The 13,265-nt window shown below is 75.1% G+C and carries 11 protein-coding genes, 1 tRNA gene and 1 pseudogene; 9 read left to right on the top strand and 4 right to left on the bottom strand.

Features of this window, described 5'->3' with window-relative positions; genetic code table 11:
• The first annotated feature begins 43 nt into the window (after positions 1-43).
• The gene (locus ACFTZC_RS07035; RefSeq protein WP_382887576.1) at positions 44-658 is read left to right on the top strand and encodes a hypothetical protein; all 615 of its coding nucleotides are present in this window, start codon (positions 44-46) and stop codon (positions 656-658) included.
• A gap of 45 nt (positions 659-703) precedes the next feature.
• Here the strand turns inward: ACFTZC_RS07035 and ACFTZC_RS07030 are convergent, their stop codons facing one another.
• Together ACFTZC_RS07030 and ACFTZC_RS07025 are read right to left on the bottom strand one after the other, a co-directional pair.
• Complete coding sequence (locus ACFTZC_RS07030) at positions 704-1,561, bottom strand: spermidine synthase (RefSeq protein WP_382887574.1); 858 nt, start codon at positions 1,559-1,561, stop codon at positions 704-706.
• A 490-nt stretch (positions 1,562-2,051) separates the two neighbouring features.
• Positions 2,052-2,492 (bottom strand): hypothetical protein, encoded by a 441-nt coding sequence (locus tag ACFTZC_RS07025; protein WP_382887572.1) that lies wholly within the window; start codon positions 2,490-2,492, stop codon positions 2,052-2,054.
• A gap of 313 nt (positions 2,493-2,805) precedes the next feature.
• Here ACFTZC_RS07025 and ACFTZC_RS07020 point away from each other — a divergent pair, with 313 nt between their 5' ends.
• Complete coding sequence (locus tag ACFTZC_RS07020; RefSeq protein ID WP_382887571.1) at positions 2,806-4,203, top strand: tetratricopeptide repeat protein; 1,398 nt, start codon at positions 2,806-2,808, stop codon at positions 4,201-4,203.
• A 24-nt stretch (positions 4,204-4,227) separates the two neighbouring features.
• Here the strand turns inward: ACFTZC_RS07020 and ACFTZC_RS07015 are convergent, their stop codons facing one another.
• Positions 4,228-4,824: a histidine phosphatase family protein gene (locus ACFTZC_RS07015; RefSeq protein ID WP_382887570.1), complete on the bottom strand. Its 597-nt coding sequence runs from the start codon at positions 4,822-4,824 to the stop codon at positions 4,228-4,230.
• A 215-nt stretch (positions 4,825-5,039) separates the two neighbouring features.
• Between ACFTZC_RS07015 and ACFTZC_RS07010 the strand changes: the two genes are divergently transcribed.
• The 7 genes and pseudogenes from ACFTZC_RS07010 to ACFTZC_RS06980 all read left to right on the top strand — a co-directional run bounded on the left by ACFTZC_RS07010 (position 5,040) and on the right by ACFTZC_RS06980 (position 11,811).
• Entirely contained in the window at positions 5,040-6,074 is a 1,035-nt protein-coding gene (locus ACFTZC_RS07010; protein ID WP_382887789.1) for a phosphatase PAP2 family protein, read from the top strand.
• Positions 5,995-7,209 carry a hypothetical protein gene (locus tag ACFTZC_RS07005; RefSeq protein WP_382887569.1) on the top strand — a complete coding sequence of 405 codons (1,215 nt, stop codon included), beginning with the start codon at positions 5,995-5,997 and terminating at the stop codon, positions 7,207-7,209. Before ACFTZC_RS07010 ends, ACFTZC_RS07005 begins: the two co-directional genes overlap by 80 nt.
• Positions 7,200-8,834 (top strand): hypothetical protein, encoded by a 1,635-nt coding sequence (locus ACFTZC_RS07000; RefSeq protein ID WP_382887567.1) that lies wholly within the window; start codon positions 7,200-7,202, stop codon positions 8,832-8,834. Before ACFTZC_RS07005 ends, ACFTZC_RS07000 begins: the two co-directional genes overlap by 10 nt.
• 109 nt (positions 8,835-8,943) lie before the next feature.
• Positions 8,944-10,284, top strand: a complete 1,341-nt coding sequence (locus ACFTZC_RS06995; RefSeq protein ID WP_382887565.1) for an AAA domain-containing protein — start codon at positions 8,944-8,946, stop codon at positions 10,282-10,284.
• A 73-nt stretch (positions 10,285-10,357) separates the two neighbouring features.
• Positions 10,358-10,720 (top strand): hypothetical protein, encoded by a 363-nt coding sequence (locus tag ACFTZC_RS06990; protein ID WP_382887563.1) that lies wholly within the window; start codon positions 10,358-10,360, stop codon positions 10,718-10,720.
• Between the two features lie 317 nt (positions 10,721-11,037).
• A pseudogene (locus ACFTZC_RS06985) lies at positions 11,038-11,747 on the top strand (bifunctional DNA primase/polymerase).
• Positions 11,738-11,811: transfer RNA gene (locus ACFTZC_RS06980), tRNA-Lys, on the top strand. The pseudogene ACFTZC_RS06985 and the gene ACFTZC_RS06980 overlap by 10 nt, the downstream one beginning before the upstream one ends.
• 72 nt (positions 11,812-11,883) lie before the next feature.
• Here ACFTZC_RS06980 and ACFTZC_RS06975 read toward each other — a convergent pair.
• Positions 11,884-13,101 carry a M6 family metalloprotease domain-containing protein gene (locus ACFTZC_RS06975; RefSeq protein WP_382887787.1) on the bottom strand — a complete coding sequence of 406 codons (1,218 nt, stop codon included), beginning with the start codon at positions 13,099-13,101 and terminating at the stop codon, positions 11,884-11,886.
• Positions 13,102-13,265: the final 164 nt, after the last annotated feature.

The following is a 13,265-nucleotide window of genomic DNA, read 5'->3' as shown; positions in this document are numbered from 1 at the left end:
GGCGGTGGTGACGGCGGGACAGAGGTGGCGCGGGTGGTGCACTATGGCCCCGATGCGCAGAGGACTCGTACACGCGATCGCCTGGCTGCTCGCCACCGGCGCGGCGGTGACGCTGACCTGGTGGGGCGTGCACACGGTCATGTCCGGGACGGCGTACGACCCGCCCCGCGCGCTTCCGCTGCCGGTGGACGGGGTCCGGGAGCGGGACGTCTCGGCGCTGGACTCCTCGACGCGGCGGCCCCGGAGCCCGTCGCCGGAGCCGTCGGTGTCCTCGGCCACGCCTTCGGAGCCCGCGGGTGCGGAGGAGGACCGTACGTCGCCGTCCGCGCCCGCGCCCACCGGGTCGGCGACGAGCCCCGCGGGGCCGTCCGGGGAGAGTTCGGAGCCGTCCGCGGGCTCCGGTTCGGGCCCGGACTCCGGTTCCGGCGCCGGTTCCGGCCAGGTGAAGAGCTATGCGGTGGACGGCGGCCGGGTGGTGCTGGAACTGGGCGACTCCTCGGCCGAGTTGGTCTCCGCGACGCCGAACGCGGGCTGGCAGGTGCAGGCGTGGACGGAGGAGTACTGGATCCGGGTGACGTTCACGCGGGACGGCCGGGAGGTCTCGGTCTTCTGTACGTGGCACGACAGTGCGCCGAGGGTGGAGTTCGACGACCGTTGACGGGCCCGGTCGCGGGGGCGCCGCGAGGCGGTGCGGCGAGGGGCTTCAGTCCGCGAACGTACCGGCCGGGGGCAGCGGCGACGCCTTCGCGCCCGCGTCCGTGACGACGGCCGCCCCACCGGTGAAGTCGGCCAGTGCGCGCCCGTGTTCGACCCGGCCGGGATGCGGATCGCTCGCGACCCGGCGGGTCAGCTCGGCCACGGGCAGCTCCCGGTCCGCGGCGAGCAGGACGGCGTTGCCGAAGCGCCGGCCGCGCAGCACCGCCGGGTCGGCGGCGAGCGCCAGCCGCTCGAACGCGCCTGCGGCGGTGGCGATCTGGCCCCGGAGGTGGCCGAGCGGCGGACCGTCCGCGATGTTGGCCGCGTACCAGCCGTCCGGCTTCAGGGCACGCCGTACGTCGGCCAGGAACTCGGCGCTGGTGAGATGGGCGGGGGTGCGGGTGCCGCCGAACACGTCGGCAATCACCAGATCCGCCCAGCCGTCGGGCACCTTGGCGAGCGCGGCGCGGGCGTCGGCGGAGCGGACGCGGATCCGCGCGGTGGGGTCCAGCGGCAGGTGCTTCCGTACGAACTGGACGAGGCCCGCGTCCACTTCGGCGATCTGCTGGGTGGAGCGGGGCCGGGTGGCGGCGGTGTAGCGCGCGAGGGTGAAGGCGCCACCGCCGAGGTGCACGACGTGCAGCGGCCGCTGGGCGGGGGCCACGAGGTCGGTGGCGTGGCCGAGCCTGCGCTGGTACGCGAAGGAGAGGTACCCGGGGTCGTCGAGGTCGACATGGGACTGCGGGGCGCCGTCGATCAGCAGCGTCCAGGCGCGGGCGCGCTCGCGGTCGGGGGTCAGCTCGGCGACACCGGCGTCGACGTTTTCGACGACGGCCTCCGCCCGGTCCCGCCTGCTGCGTGCCACGCCCTCATTATCGGGGAGGCGCGGCGGCGCGGAGAACCGGGCCGGTGCCGGGGCCGGTGCGGGCGCGAGGGCCGGGGACGGGGCGGGCGCGGGCACCCCGGCCGGCGCGGGTACCGAGGCCGGCGCGGGTGCCGGGGTCGCTGTCGGCTCGGGCGCCGGAGCCAGGGCCTGCACGGGTGCCACGGCCGGTGCGGGCGCCGGGGTCAGGGCCGGTGCGGGCGCCTTTGTCAGGGCCGGTGCGGGTGCCAAGGTTGCTGTCAGCTCGGGCGCCGGAGCCAGGGCCTGCACGGGTGCCACGGCCGGTGCGGGCACCCGGCCGGTGCGGGTGCCGGGGTCGGTGCGGGTGCCGGGGTCGCTGTCGGCTCGGGCGCCGGAGCCAGGGCCTGCACGAGTGCCACGGCCGGTGCGGGCGCCGGGGTCAGGGCCGGTGTCGGCGCGGATGCCAGGACCAAGGCCGGGTCAGGGCCGGGGTCGGATCGCGCGCCGCCGGTCAGTGGCACCGGTCGGCGGCCTCGATCAGCCGTGCCGCCTCGCCCAGCGCCGCCCGGAGCACCACCGGATCCGTGACCGGCCCCGTCGCGTCGGGCGGCAGCAGCCAGCCCGAGCCGGTGACCGGCGGCTCCGAGGGGACGCGCCTGCCCCGGCCGAGCGTCTGCGTACAGGCGCTGCCCGGCAGGTCCCAGCCGGCCGCCGTGCCGGGCGGCACGAGGAAGCCGAGCGTGTCGCAGGAGCCGTCGTGCAGCACGGGACCGACCGCCGGGACGGCCCCGGCGGGCGCCGCGCCGCGCCGCAGGATGTCCACCGCCTCCAGCCCCTGCCGCGCCGGGACGGTCACCAGGTCGGGCGCTTCGCCGACGTCGTAGGGGCGCGCGCTGGACTCCTGGTGATGTGCGTGCTGAGCCGTCGTGCGTGAGCCACGGCTGGTCTCCATACCGACCTCCCACTCCCACTCCGACAAGGCGGGTCCTCCTCGTCGAACGCAGACACGTTGAGCGTCTCCGTCAGGTTCAACGCGGGGCGGCGTCAACGGCTACGGCGAAACGCCGCCGCAAAGGATGGCAGTTCATGGCGGATCGTGGGTGAGAAATCCGATTTGTAGCCAAACCCTGCGTATAAGCACTGTCACGGACGGTACGTTCTTGCTGCGCCGGGGTGACCGGCCGTGAACCGGCGGCGGGCCGGCCTGTCCGGATCCGTCCATCGGCCGTACCCGTCCATCGGCCGTACCAGGAGAGGGCTCGGCCATGACGTCGTCCCGGACAGTTCCCAACCTCGCCTTCCGCCGGCTGCGCGGTCAGCGCTCGCCGGGGGAGTTCGCCGCCGCCGTGCGCAGGGCCGCACGGGAGATCGGTGAACACGTGGCGTGCGACGCACGTTATATCGGACGGGTGGAGGCCGGCGAGATCCGCTGCCCCAACTACGCGTACGAACGGGTGTTCCTGCACATGTTCCCCGGGCTGACCCTGCGTGACCTGGGCTTCTCGGCGCGCGAGGACGTACGCGGCAGAGCGGCGCGGGTCACGTCCCAGCGCCGCCCCCCGGCCGCTCCCGGATCCCCCCTCACCCCCCCGCCGAGACCCCCGGCCGGGACGGCACCGACGAACCACCCCAGCGACACCAGCGAGGAGAGCGACGTGCTGCGTCGCGCATTCATCACCAGCGGCCCCGCCTCCGCGATGGCCGCCTCCCTCGGGCTCGGCGGTACCGCCGCCGCCTCCGTCCCGGCCCCCCGGCGGGTCGGCGAGGCCGAGGTGCACGCCGTCGAGGAGGCCGTACGGCGGATCCGGCTGCTCGACGACCGGCACGGCGCCGACGGGCTCTACCGGAGCGCCGCCCAGCCGCTGCGGGCCGCGTACACCCTGCTCGACGCGGGCACGACGACCCGGCGGGCCACCGCCGACCGGCTCTACTCGGGCGCGGGCGAGCTGTCGATCTCGGTGGGCTGGCTCGCCCATGACTCCGGCCGCTTCGACGAGGCGCGCTCGCACTACGCGGAGGCGCTGGCCACGGCGCGGATCGCGGGCGATCCCGCCCTGGAGGCGCACGCCTTCTGCAACACCTCGTTCCTGGCCAGGGACGCGGGCCAGTACCGGGAGGCCGTACGCGCCGCCCAGGCGGGGCGGCGGGCGGCGGCCAAGCTCTCCTCGCACCGGCTGCTGTCGCTGCTCGCGCTGCGGGAGGCGGGCGGCCGGGCGTGGCTCGGCGACCGTACGGGGTGCGAGCAGGCGCTGTCCCAGGCCCACGGCTACTTCGAGCGCGGGCCCTCGGACTCCGACCCCGAGTGGATGTCGTTCTTCGGCGAGCCCGAGCTGGAGGCGCAGGAGGCGCTCTGCCACGCGGCGTTGGGCGACTGGGCGCGGGCCGCGCGCCACGCGTACCGCGCGACGGTCCTCCAGCAGCCGCACTTCGCCCGCAACCTCGCCCTCTACCGCGCGGAGCTCGCCACCGACCTGGCGCGCGCGGGGGCGCCGGACGAGGCGGCGGCCGCCGGGCACCAGGTACTCGACCTGCTGGACGACATCCAGTCGTCCCGTATCCAGACGAAGCTCGCCGCGACGGCGCGGGTGCTGCTGCCGCAGCGGCGGCTGCCGGAGGTGGGCGCGTTCCTGGACCGCCACGCGTCGGCGAACGCGCGCGGGTGACGGGACGTCAGGAGCGGTAGCAGCTCAGGGCACGAGGTGCCCGGTGTCGTTCCAGACCTGGATGGCCGGCATGTCGTACGCCCAGCCCAGCACCGAGATCGACGTCGGGTCGAGCCGGATGCGGGCCGCGAACGCGATGTCCTCGCCGAGCCAGCGCGCCCCTATGGCGCGCAGGATGTGGCCGTGTGCGAAGACCAGGACGTCGCGGTCGGCGGAGCGCGCCCAGTCGACGACCTCGTCGGCGCGGGCCGCGACCTGCGCCAGGCTCTCGCCGTCCGGCACGCCGTCCCGCCAGATCAGCCACCCCGGGCGGGCCGCCTTGATCTGCGCCGGGGTCATCCCCTCGTAGGCGCCGTAGTCGAACTCCATCAGCGCGTCCCAGGCCTCGGCGCGCCCCCCGAACCCGGCCAGCTCGCAGGTCTCGCTCGCGCGGGCCAGCGGGCTGGTGCGTATCTCCGCGTCGGCCAGCCCCGACCAGGGCTCGCGGTGCAGCCGCTCGCCGAGCAGCTTGGCACCGCGGCGGCCCTCGTCGAGCAGAGGGACATCCGTCCGGCCCGTGTGTTGTCCGGACAGCGACCAGGCGGTCTGGCCGTGCCGGGCGAGCAGGATGCGCGGTGCCATGAAGATGCTCCCTGAAGTTCCGATTGATGCCGTTCCATCATCGCGCACCTGAACGAACGGCGACTTCCAGGGGGCAACCTCCTGACGCGTACCGGCGTCCCTCACTGCGTCGAAGGTGATGTTGTCGAACGCGGATTCCTGGGTACACCCGGCCGAAGACGTCGATCGCGTACACCGTACGGTTGAACGTCGGCCGAAAGCTGCATGAAAACATGATGGAGACCGCCCGGATGTCGTACCGCGCCAGCGCCAGCGCCGCCCGCGCCGGTGGGAGAACGACGCACCCCCCGCGACTGCGGCCCCGCTGGTGGACCGAGCTGGCGCTGCTCGTCGTGGTGTACGCCGCGTACTCGGCGGGCCGGCTCCTGGCGCGCGGGGACGTGTCGACGGCGGTCGACCACGGGCTGGCGATCCTCCGTGTGGAGAAGGCGCTGTTCCTCAACGCCGAGCATCCCCTCAACCGGCTCTTCACCAGCACTCCGGCGATCGGGATACCCGCCGACTTCCTCTACGCCTCGCTGCACTACCTCGTGACACCGGCGGTCCTCGTCTGGCTCTTCCGCCGCCGTCCCGCCCGCTACCGGGCGGCCCGCACCTGGCTGATGCTCTCCACCCTCCTCGGTCTCGTCGGCTTCACGCTCCTGCCCACCTGCCCGCCCCGGCTGCTGGACGCGGGGCACGGCTTCGTCGACACCATGGCGCAGTACAGCTCGTACGGCTGGTGGGGCACGGAGGCCAGCGCGCCGCGCGGGCTGGGCGGGATGACCAACCAGTACGCGGCGATGCCGAGCCTCCACGTGGGGTGGGCGGTGTGGTGCGGGGTGCTCCTGTGGAAGCACGCGCGCACCCCGCTGGTGCGGTGGCTGGGCGTCGCCTACCCGCTGGTCATCACCGTGGTCGTGATGGGCACGGCGAACCACTACTTCCTGGACGCGGTCGCGGGCGCCGCGGTGATGGGCGCGGGCGCGCTGCTGACGGGCCCCGCGACGCGCGCGCTGCACCGCGTACGGGCCATGGGCGCCCACCGGCCGGTGGGGACGGCGGAGCCGGCCGACGAGCCGTCACGGACGCACCTCACGGCCCCGGCCGCTCCCCCGGCACACGCGGCCGAACCGTCCCGTCCGGCCCGCTCGGTCCCGATTGTCAGCGGTGGATGCGAGACTTCGGCGGGTGAGCGATTCCCTGGGCAGCGGACCCGCAGCAGCACCAGCACCTCCTCCGCAGACGACACTCCGGCGACGGCTCGCTGAGCTGCGCGGCCCCACCGTCGCGCCGCATCCGCTCGACGCCCGCGCGCTGGCCGCCCTCGCGGCCAACCCCGGCTGCCGGCGCCGCGCGCTGCTCGACGGCGCGGGCGTCGACAAGGCCGCGCTGGCGACGGCGCTCGGCTCGCCGGGGCCGTTCGGACAGTCGCAGTTCGCGTTCATGCGCGGCAACGCCTTCGAGGCCAAGGTGAAGGCCGACGGGGGTACGGAGCTGATGCGGCTGGTCGCCGAGCGGCTCGGCGGCGCCGCGCCACCGCCCGGCCCCGGCGAGGTCCTCGTACCCGACCTGTCGGCGGCCGGTCCCGAGGGCCGGGTGGCCCGTACGGCGCTGGCGCTGCGCGAGGCCACGGAGGCGGGCGCGTGGGCGCTGCTGGACCATCCGCTGCTGGCCCTGGAGGTCGCGGGGTCACCGGCGTATCTGGAGCCGGACGCGGTGGTGGTGCGGCCGGACGGCCTGTGGACGGTCGTGGAGATCAAGTCCTTCCCGATGATCGACGGTTCGGCGGACGCGGCGAAGGTGGGCGCGGCGGCCCGGCAGTCGGCGGTGTACGCGCTCGCGCTGGAGCGGGTCGCCCTGCGCACCGGGGGCGCCGAGGTGGGCCACCGGGTGCTGCTGGTCTGCCCCAAGGACTTCTCCAACCTGCCGACGGCGTCCGTGGTCGACGTCCGCAAGCAGCTCTCGGTGACGCGCCGGCAGCTCGCGCGGCTCACCAGGATCGAGGAGATCGCTGCGGCGCTCCCCGAGGGCGCCACCTTCGATGTGGAGCGCTGCTCGGGCGCGGAGCTGACGAGCGCCGTCGAGGCGGTCTCCGCGGCGTACGCCCCCGAGTGCCTGGCCGCCTGCGAACTGGCCTTCCACTGCCGCTCGGCGGCGCGCGCGGACGGCGCGGTGGAGGCGCTGGGCCGGGGCGTACGGGGCGAGTTGGGCGGGCTGACGACCGTGCCGGCGGTGCTGGCGGCCGCCCGTGGCGAGGCGGGCGACCCGGCGGACCCGACGGTGGCGACGCTCCGGCGGGCGGCGGCGCTGCGCGCGGAGGCCCTGGACACGGCGCGGCGCCGCGCCGCGGAGGATGCCGGGGACGCCGCCGAGGGCGCTCTGGAGGCGGTCCCGTGTCGCTGATCGGTACGCTCGCCCGGCTGGAGGCCATGGAGAGCGGGCGCGCCCAGCCGCTGACGACGGTCCGGCACCGCCGGATCTCCGACCGGCCGCTCGTGCTGGTCCCGCTGACGACCGCGGGCGAGGCGGGCGCTCCGCTCGGCGCGCTCGTCGGGACGGACCGGGACGCGCCCCGGCTGCTGACCGTGGCGCAGCCGCGCGACCGCGATCTGCGGTTCGCGTTCCTCGGCGAGCTGGCCGAGGCGGTCCTGCCGCATCTGGACGCGTACGCCGATGTGATCGAGCCCGCCGAGCGGAACGAGACCGACCCGGAGACCGGGAAGCGGGTCAAGGTCGAGGTCGAACTGTGCGTGGACGCGCCGCAGCTGATCGTGCCGAACCGGCCGGGCGTCGACTTCGTCCGGCTGCTGGGCCGGTCGATGCGGTTCCGGCGGACGGCGGAGGACGACCCGGACGCGCCGTACCCCGCGCCGCCGCGCGTGCCGCTGCTCGGCCGCTGGCTGACGCATTACGGCGAGCGCGCCCGGGTGCCGGGCTCCTCGCTGCTGCTCGCGGTGACGGATCTACTCAACCGCCACTGGGCGACGGGCCAGTCCAACCTGGAGGACCAGCATCTGGGCGCGCTGCTGGCCTGGCTCGATCCGCGGGACGGCGTTCCGGGCGCGGAGGCGGCGCTCCGGGCGGAGCTGGGGCGGGACGGGGAGGGGCAGTTGGTGTGCCCGCCGGCCGGTCCGGCGACGGATCCGGCGTTCGACAACCGGCTGCTCGCCCCCGCGATCGAGGCGTACGACCGGGCGCGCGGCGCGCTCGCGGCGGCGGAGGACGGGCCGGGCGCGGAGGAGCAGCTGGCCCGGCTGGCCGCGGCCGAGCGGCGGATCCGCGAGCTGCTGGAGTCGGTCATGCGGCCCACGTGGGACGCGGTCTGGCAGGGCCTGGACCTGCTGGACGCGCTGCCGGAGGGCGAGCGCGTCGACGGCCGCTGGACGCGTGACCGCTGGTCCTTCACCGGCCACCGCGACCGGGTGCGCGCCGGGGAGCCGCCGCAGCCCCGCAGGGACGACGCGGTGACGGCGGCGCAGAAGCTCGCCTCGCGGGAGACGGCGCAGGGGCAGCTGGAGGCGCAGGAGGCGCTGGACGACCCGCTGGTGCTGGCGGGGCGCCGGCTGGCCGGGGAGGCGTTCCTCGGGGAGGTGACGGAGGTGGAGATGGCGTACAGCGAGAGCAAGCGGCCGAGCCCGCGCCCCCTGGTCACGCTCCGCACGGACGACCGCCCGCAGCTCGGCGCGGGGGTGAAAGTCTTCCGCTCGCTGGACGGCAGACCGCAGACGGCGGAGTTCGTACGGTACGAGGCGGCCGGCCCGGCGCGGGAGGAGGGCGGCCTGCTGGTGGTGCGGCTGACCGACCGCATGGGCCGGAGCAAGGAGCCCGCGCCGGGTTCCGTACCGGAGAAGGGCGACCGGATCGCCTGGACGCTCTTCGAGCACGACCAGCGGGGCGGCCCGAAGCTGCCCGACCCGGAACAGACGCCATGGACGCACGGCGGCCCGCCGGCCGGCCCGGAGGGGACGCTCGACGGGTCAGTTCCCGCGCCGGCCCCGGACCCGGTGACCGAGGAGGACTTCCTCTGAGCCCCCTCAGCCCCGCACACCGCCGCCGACCTGGCCAACCCGGCCGACCGGCCCGTCCCGGTCCCGGCCGGTGCCGACGCCGCCGCCCCCGATCCCCGGAGCCCCGCCGATGAACGAGCCCACCACCCTGGACCCGAGCGCCGCCGCGACGCGGGCCACCGACGCGATCCTGCGCGACACGCTGCACGGCGCGCACCGCGGAGTCGTCGTGGACTCGCCGCCCGGCGCGGGCAAGTCGACGCTCGTCGTGCGGGCCGCGCTGGAGCTGGCCGCGGCGGGGCGCCCGCTGATGGTGGTCGCACAGACGAACGCGCAGGTGGACGACCTGGTCGTGCGGCTCGCGGAGAAGAATCCCGAGCTGCCGGTCGGCCGGCTGCACAGCAACGACCCCGACCCGTACGACAAGACGCTGGACGAGCTGGCGAACGTACGGAAGTCGGCGAAGGCCGCCGATCTCGCCGGGCTCGACATCGTGATCTCGACGGCCGCGAAGTGGGCGCATGTCCAGGGGGTCGAGCCCTGGCGGCACGCCATCGTCGACGAGGCGTACCAGATGCGTTCGGACGCGCTGCTCGCCGTCGCCGGGCTCTTCGAGCACGCGCTGTTCGTCGGGGACCCCGGTCAGCTCGACCCGTTCAGCGTGGTGGGCGCGGACCAGTGGGCGGGGCTCTCGTACGACCCGTCCGCGAGCGCCGTCTCGACCCTCCTCGCGCACAATCCCGAGCTGCCGCAGCACCGGCTGCCGGTGTCGTGGCGGCTGCCCGCGTCGGCGGCGCCGCTGGTCTCGGACGCGTTCTATCCGTACACCCCGTTCCGCAGCGGTACGGACCACGGCGACCGGCGGCTCGCGTTCGGTGTCCCGTCCGACGGCTCGGGGCCCGACCGGGTGCTGGACGAGGCCGCCGCGTCGGGGTGGGGGCTGCTGGAACTGCCCGCGCGGCGCACGCCCCGGACGGATCCGGAGGCGGTACGGGCGGTGGCGCTGGTGGTGCGCAGGCTGCTCGACCGGGGGGCGGCGGCCACCAGCGAGCGCGCCCCCGCTCCGGTGCCGGTGACGGCGGACCGGATCGCGGTCGGCACGGCCCACCGCGACCAGGCGGCGGCGGTCCGGGCGGCGCTCGCGGAGCTGGGGGTGAGCGGTGTGGCGGTGGACACGGCCAACCGGCTCCAGGGCCGTGAGTTCGATGTCACGGTCGTCCTGCACCCGCTCTCGGGGCGCCCGGACGCGACCGCCTTCCACCTGGAGACGGGCCGGCTCTGCGTGCTGGCCTCGCGCCACCGGCACGCCTGCGTCGTGGTCTGCCGGGCGGGCGTGGCGGAACTGCTGGACGAGCATCCGTCCACAGAGCCGGTACAGCTCGGGGTGACGGTGAAATTCCCGGACGGGTGGGAAGCCATGCAGTCGACCTGGGCCCAGTGGTCGGAGCACCGGGTCACGTGGCGCCCCTGAGGCGTACTTGCGTGGGGCGGGACAATGGACCGTGGCCCGCGGGCCCGGTACACGCACGAGCAGGAGGACTGACATGGCGGATCCCGAGCGGAGTGAGCGGAGCGAGCGGCGGCGTCCGCTGCGACCCGCGCCGCTGCTCTTCGAGCCGTCCGAGGCGGTCTCCGACCCCGAGCACTTCTTCGATCTCGAATCGATCGAGGACCCCGCCGAGCTGCTCGCCCGGTCGACCGAGCTGACGCTGGCGTTCCGCGCGGCGACGGACCGGGCGGTGGAGTTCCAGGCGGTCGCCGCGGCGCAGCTCGCCGATCCGCGCAGGTTCGACCGGCTGACGACGGCGGACATCGCGGAGCGCGCGGAGTGGACCGAGGACTACGCGAAGAAGATGGTCGAGTTCGGCCGGGAACTGCTGGCGGGCGACGCGCAGCCGGGCCAGTAGCCCGGCGGTGACGCGCGGCGGGGCCGGTGGCCCGGCGGTGACGTGCGGCCGGGTCAAGTAGCCCGGGGGCGACGCGCAGCCGGGCCAGTAGCCTGGCGACGGCGTGCGGCCGGGTCAAGTAGCCCGGCAGTGACATGCGGCCGGGTCAAGTAGCCCGGCGACGGCGTGCGGCGGGCCCGGTGGCCCGGCGACGGCGTGCGGCCGGGTCAGTAGCCGGGCATATGCCGGGGTGCAGGTTACGCCCCTCTGGGCGGTCCTGTCCCGGTTTCCGGAAACCCTGGGGAACCGGTTCATCACTCCCGGTAGACCTTATGGTCATGAGCGCATGGCCAAGAGATGAAGCCCCCTTACGCCCCGGACCGAGCGAGGACGAGCGCCGCACCGACCTCTTCGGCCTGCTGAGTGACGCGGGCCGCCACCAGACCGCCCAGGTCACCCCGGCCGGCGCGGACTGGCTCGCGTCCGCGGGCCCCTCCCCCCGCTCCCTCCTCTCCCTCTGGGCGGCCCGGCCCGCCACCCCCGGCGTGCTGCCGTGCGGCTCCGCCTTCGACGTGGTGAGCGCGCCGGCGATGTTCGGGCGGCACATGCTCAACCGGCTGTGGTGCGACGGCCCCGGCTCGGGCCCGGTCGCCGCGCACCGGGGCCGCACCCTGCTCTTCGCGGCGCCGGGCACCGCCCAGCGGCTGCCGTCGCTGCTCTCCTGGGAGGAGTGGGGCGGCCGGGGCCCGGACGGGCGGGACACCGCTCCGCCGCCGCTGTTCTGCCACGGCGCGGGCGACGCCGTGACCGTACCGCCGCTCACCCCCGGCCCCCGGTCCGGACCGCGCTGGCTGGTCGCGCCGGACACCCGCCACCCGTGGCTGCCGGGGCCCGACGTGCTGCTGTGGGCCTGCGTCCGGGCGGCCCGTACGGCGGCGCGCACCGCGCTCGGGCGCCTGGGCTGACCTCCTCGAACGCCTCCGGCATATCGATTTTTCTTCGCGCCGATCCGGGTGCTAAGGTCTACGACGTCAGCAGGCGCCGCTAGCTCAGTTGGTTAGAGCAGCTGACTCTTAATCAGCGGGTCCGGGGTTCGAGTCCCTGGCGGCGCACCGACAGGGGAAGGCCCCTCGCTCCGGCGAGGGGCCTTTTCCGTACGCCCGCCCGCGGTCAGCAGTCCGCAGTCAGCCGGCCGGGGTGATCTTGACGGTGAAGGCACCCGAGGACGTCCGCTCGGCCACCTGCACCTGGGTCCCCTCCCCCGGCACGGTGAACGTCTCGCCGACCGCCAGCGGTGCGTCCGCCAGGGGCGGGTAGACCGACCGCTCCCAGCACGCCTCGCTGCCCGGGTGGGTGTCCACCACCTCGACCGGGCCGCCGCCGGACGCCTTCCCGCTCCGTACCCGGTAGATCAGCACCCCCTCCGTACAGGTGTGCAGATCGTTGCGGGTGGCGGTGCGCGCCTCGATCGCCAGGGCGGAGTCCTTGCCCGTACGCACCACCGCGAGCCGGGTCCCGGCGGCGCCCCCGAAGGAGGGCTCGGCCGCGACCGGATCGAGGGTGAGGAGGGTCGTTCCCGTCGGTGGGACGCAGCTCACCTGCCGCCGGTCCAGCCAGCCGAGCTTCCACTTGTGCCAGGCGAAGAAGTCCGGCGCCAGACCGAACTGGCTGCCCATCACGTCCCAGTCGCCGACGTAGGTGTCCCAGTCGCCCCTGTCGTCGGTCGGCCGGTGGTAGAGGTCCGCCAGGTCGAAGACGTGCCCGGTCTCGTGGGCCAGCACGTTGCGGTCGGGCGGATGCCGCTCGAAGACGGTGACGACGCGCTTGATGTCCGTACCGTCGGCCCGCATCGGCTGGTCGAAGTTGACCACCTTCGTGGCGTCGGAGTCGACGCCCGGCGCGTCCGGGTCAGCCACGAAATAGACCATGTCGTACCGGGAGAAGTCGATCTCCGGATCGGCGGCGGCCAGCGCGTCCCGCAGATAGGCGGTGCGCCGGGCCGGCTCCCAGTCGCGCCGTATCCCGTACGAGGTGGAGGGGCGCGGCATGGTGAACCAGCGGAGCTGCGGGTGCGCGCGGAGCGTGAACCTGCCGTACGAGGCCCGCTCGTAGAAACGGCTGGTGGCCGGGAAGTGGTCGGCGGCCAGGGCGTCCGGGGTGGCGAGCGGCCGGGAGTCCGGGAAGGAGAGAAAGATCATGACCGCGTCGAGGGAGCGGACGGGCCGGGGATAGTCGTCGTTCCAGGTGTCCAGGCCGACGGAGTGGTGCGCGGCGGTACGGGGCAGGGCGCACGGCCCCTGCGCGGTCGCGGTCGCGGCGGGCCCGGCCACCAGAGACGTGGTGGCGACCGCCATGAGGGAGGTGAGGGCCGCGGCGGCCCTGCGCAGCCGTGGCCTCTCCATTGCCTCGGGTGGCTGCGGATGCTCCACATCGACCTCCGGCTACGGCAGGGGAAACGGCGGTACGGCAGGTGCTGCGGGTGTGGCTGGTACAGCAGGTACGGCGGGTGCTGCGGGTACGGCTGTCGGTGCGGCGGACGCGGGGCGGCACGCCACCCCCACCTTGT

Origin of the sequence: Streptomyces sp. NPDC056987 (genome assembly GCF_042673865.1) — a bacterium.
In the GTDB taxonomy this organism is placed as follows: domain Bacteria; phylum Actinomycetota; class Actinomycetes; order Streptomycetales; family Streptomycetaceae; genus Streptomyces.
This window is presented reverse-complemented; position numbering and strand designations above follow the sequence as displayed.

Excerpts from the sequence above, each read along its gene's own strand:
- ACFTZC_RS07035 (WP_382887576.1), top strand. The coding sequence starts at position 44 with ATGGCCCCGATGCGCAGAGGACTCGTACACGCGATCGCCTGGCTGCTC.
- ACFTZC_RS07025 (WP_382887572.1), bottom strand. The coding sequence starts at position 2,492 with ATGGAGACCAGCCGTGGCTCACGCACGACGGCTCAGCACGCACATCAC.
- ACFTZC_RS07020 (WP_382887571.1), top strand. The coding sequence starts at position 2,806 with ATGACGTCGTCCCGGACAGTTCCCAACCTCGCCTTCCGCCGGCTGCGC.
- ACFTZC_RS07015 (WP_382887570.1), bottom strand. The coding sequence starts at position 4,824 with ATGGCACCGCGCATCCTGCTCGCCCGGCACGGCCAGACCGCCTGGTCG.
- ACFTZC_RS07010 (WP_382887789.1), top strand. The coding sequence starts at position 5,040 with ATGGAGACCGCCCGGATGTCGTACCGCGCCAGCGCCAGCGCCGCCCGC.
- ACFTZC_RS06995 (WP_382887565.1), top strand. The coding sequence starts at position 8,944 with ATGAACGAGCCCACCACCCTGGACCCGAGCGCCGCCGCGACGCGGGCC.
- ACFTZC_RS06990 (WP_382887563.1), top strand. The coding sequence starts at position 10,358 with ATGGCGGATCCCGAGCGGAGTGAGCGGAGCGAGCGGCGGCGTCCGCTG.
- ACFTZC_RS06975 (WP_382887787.1), bottom strand. The coding sequence starts at position 13,101 with ATGGAGAGGCCACGGCTGCGCAGGGCCGCCGCGGCCCTCACCTCCCTC.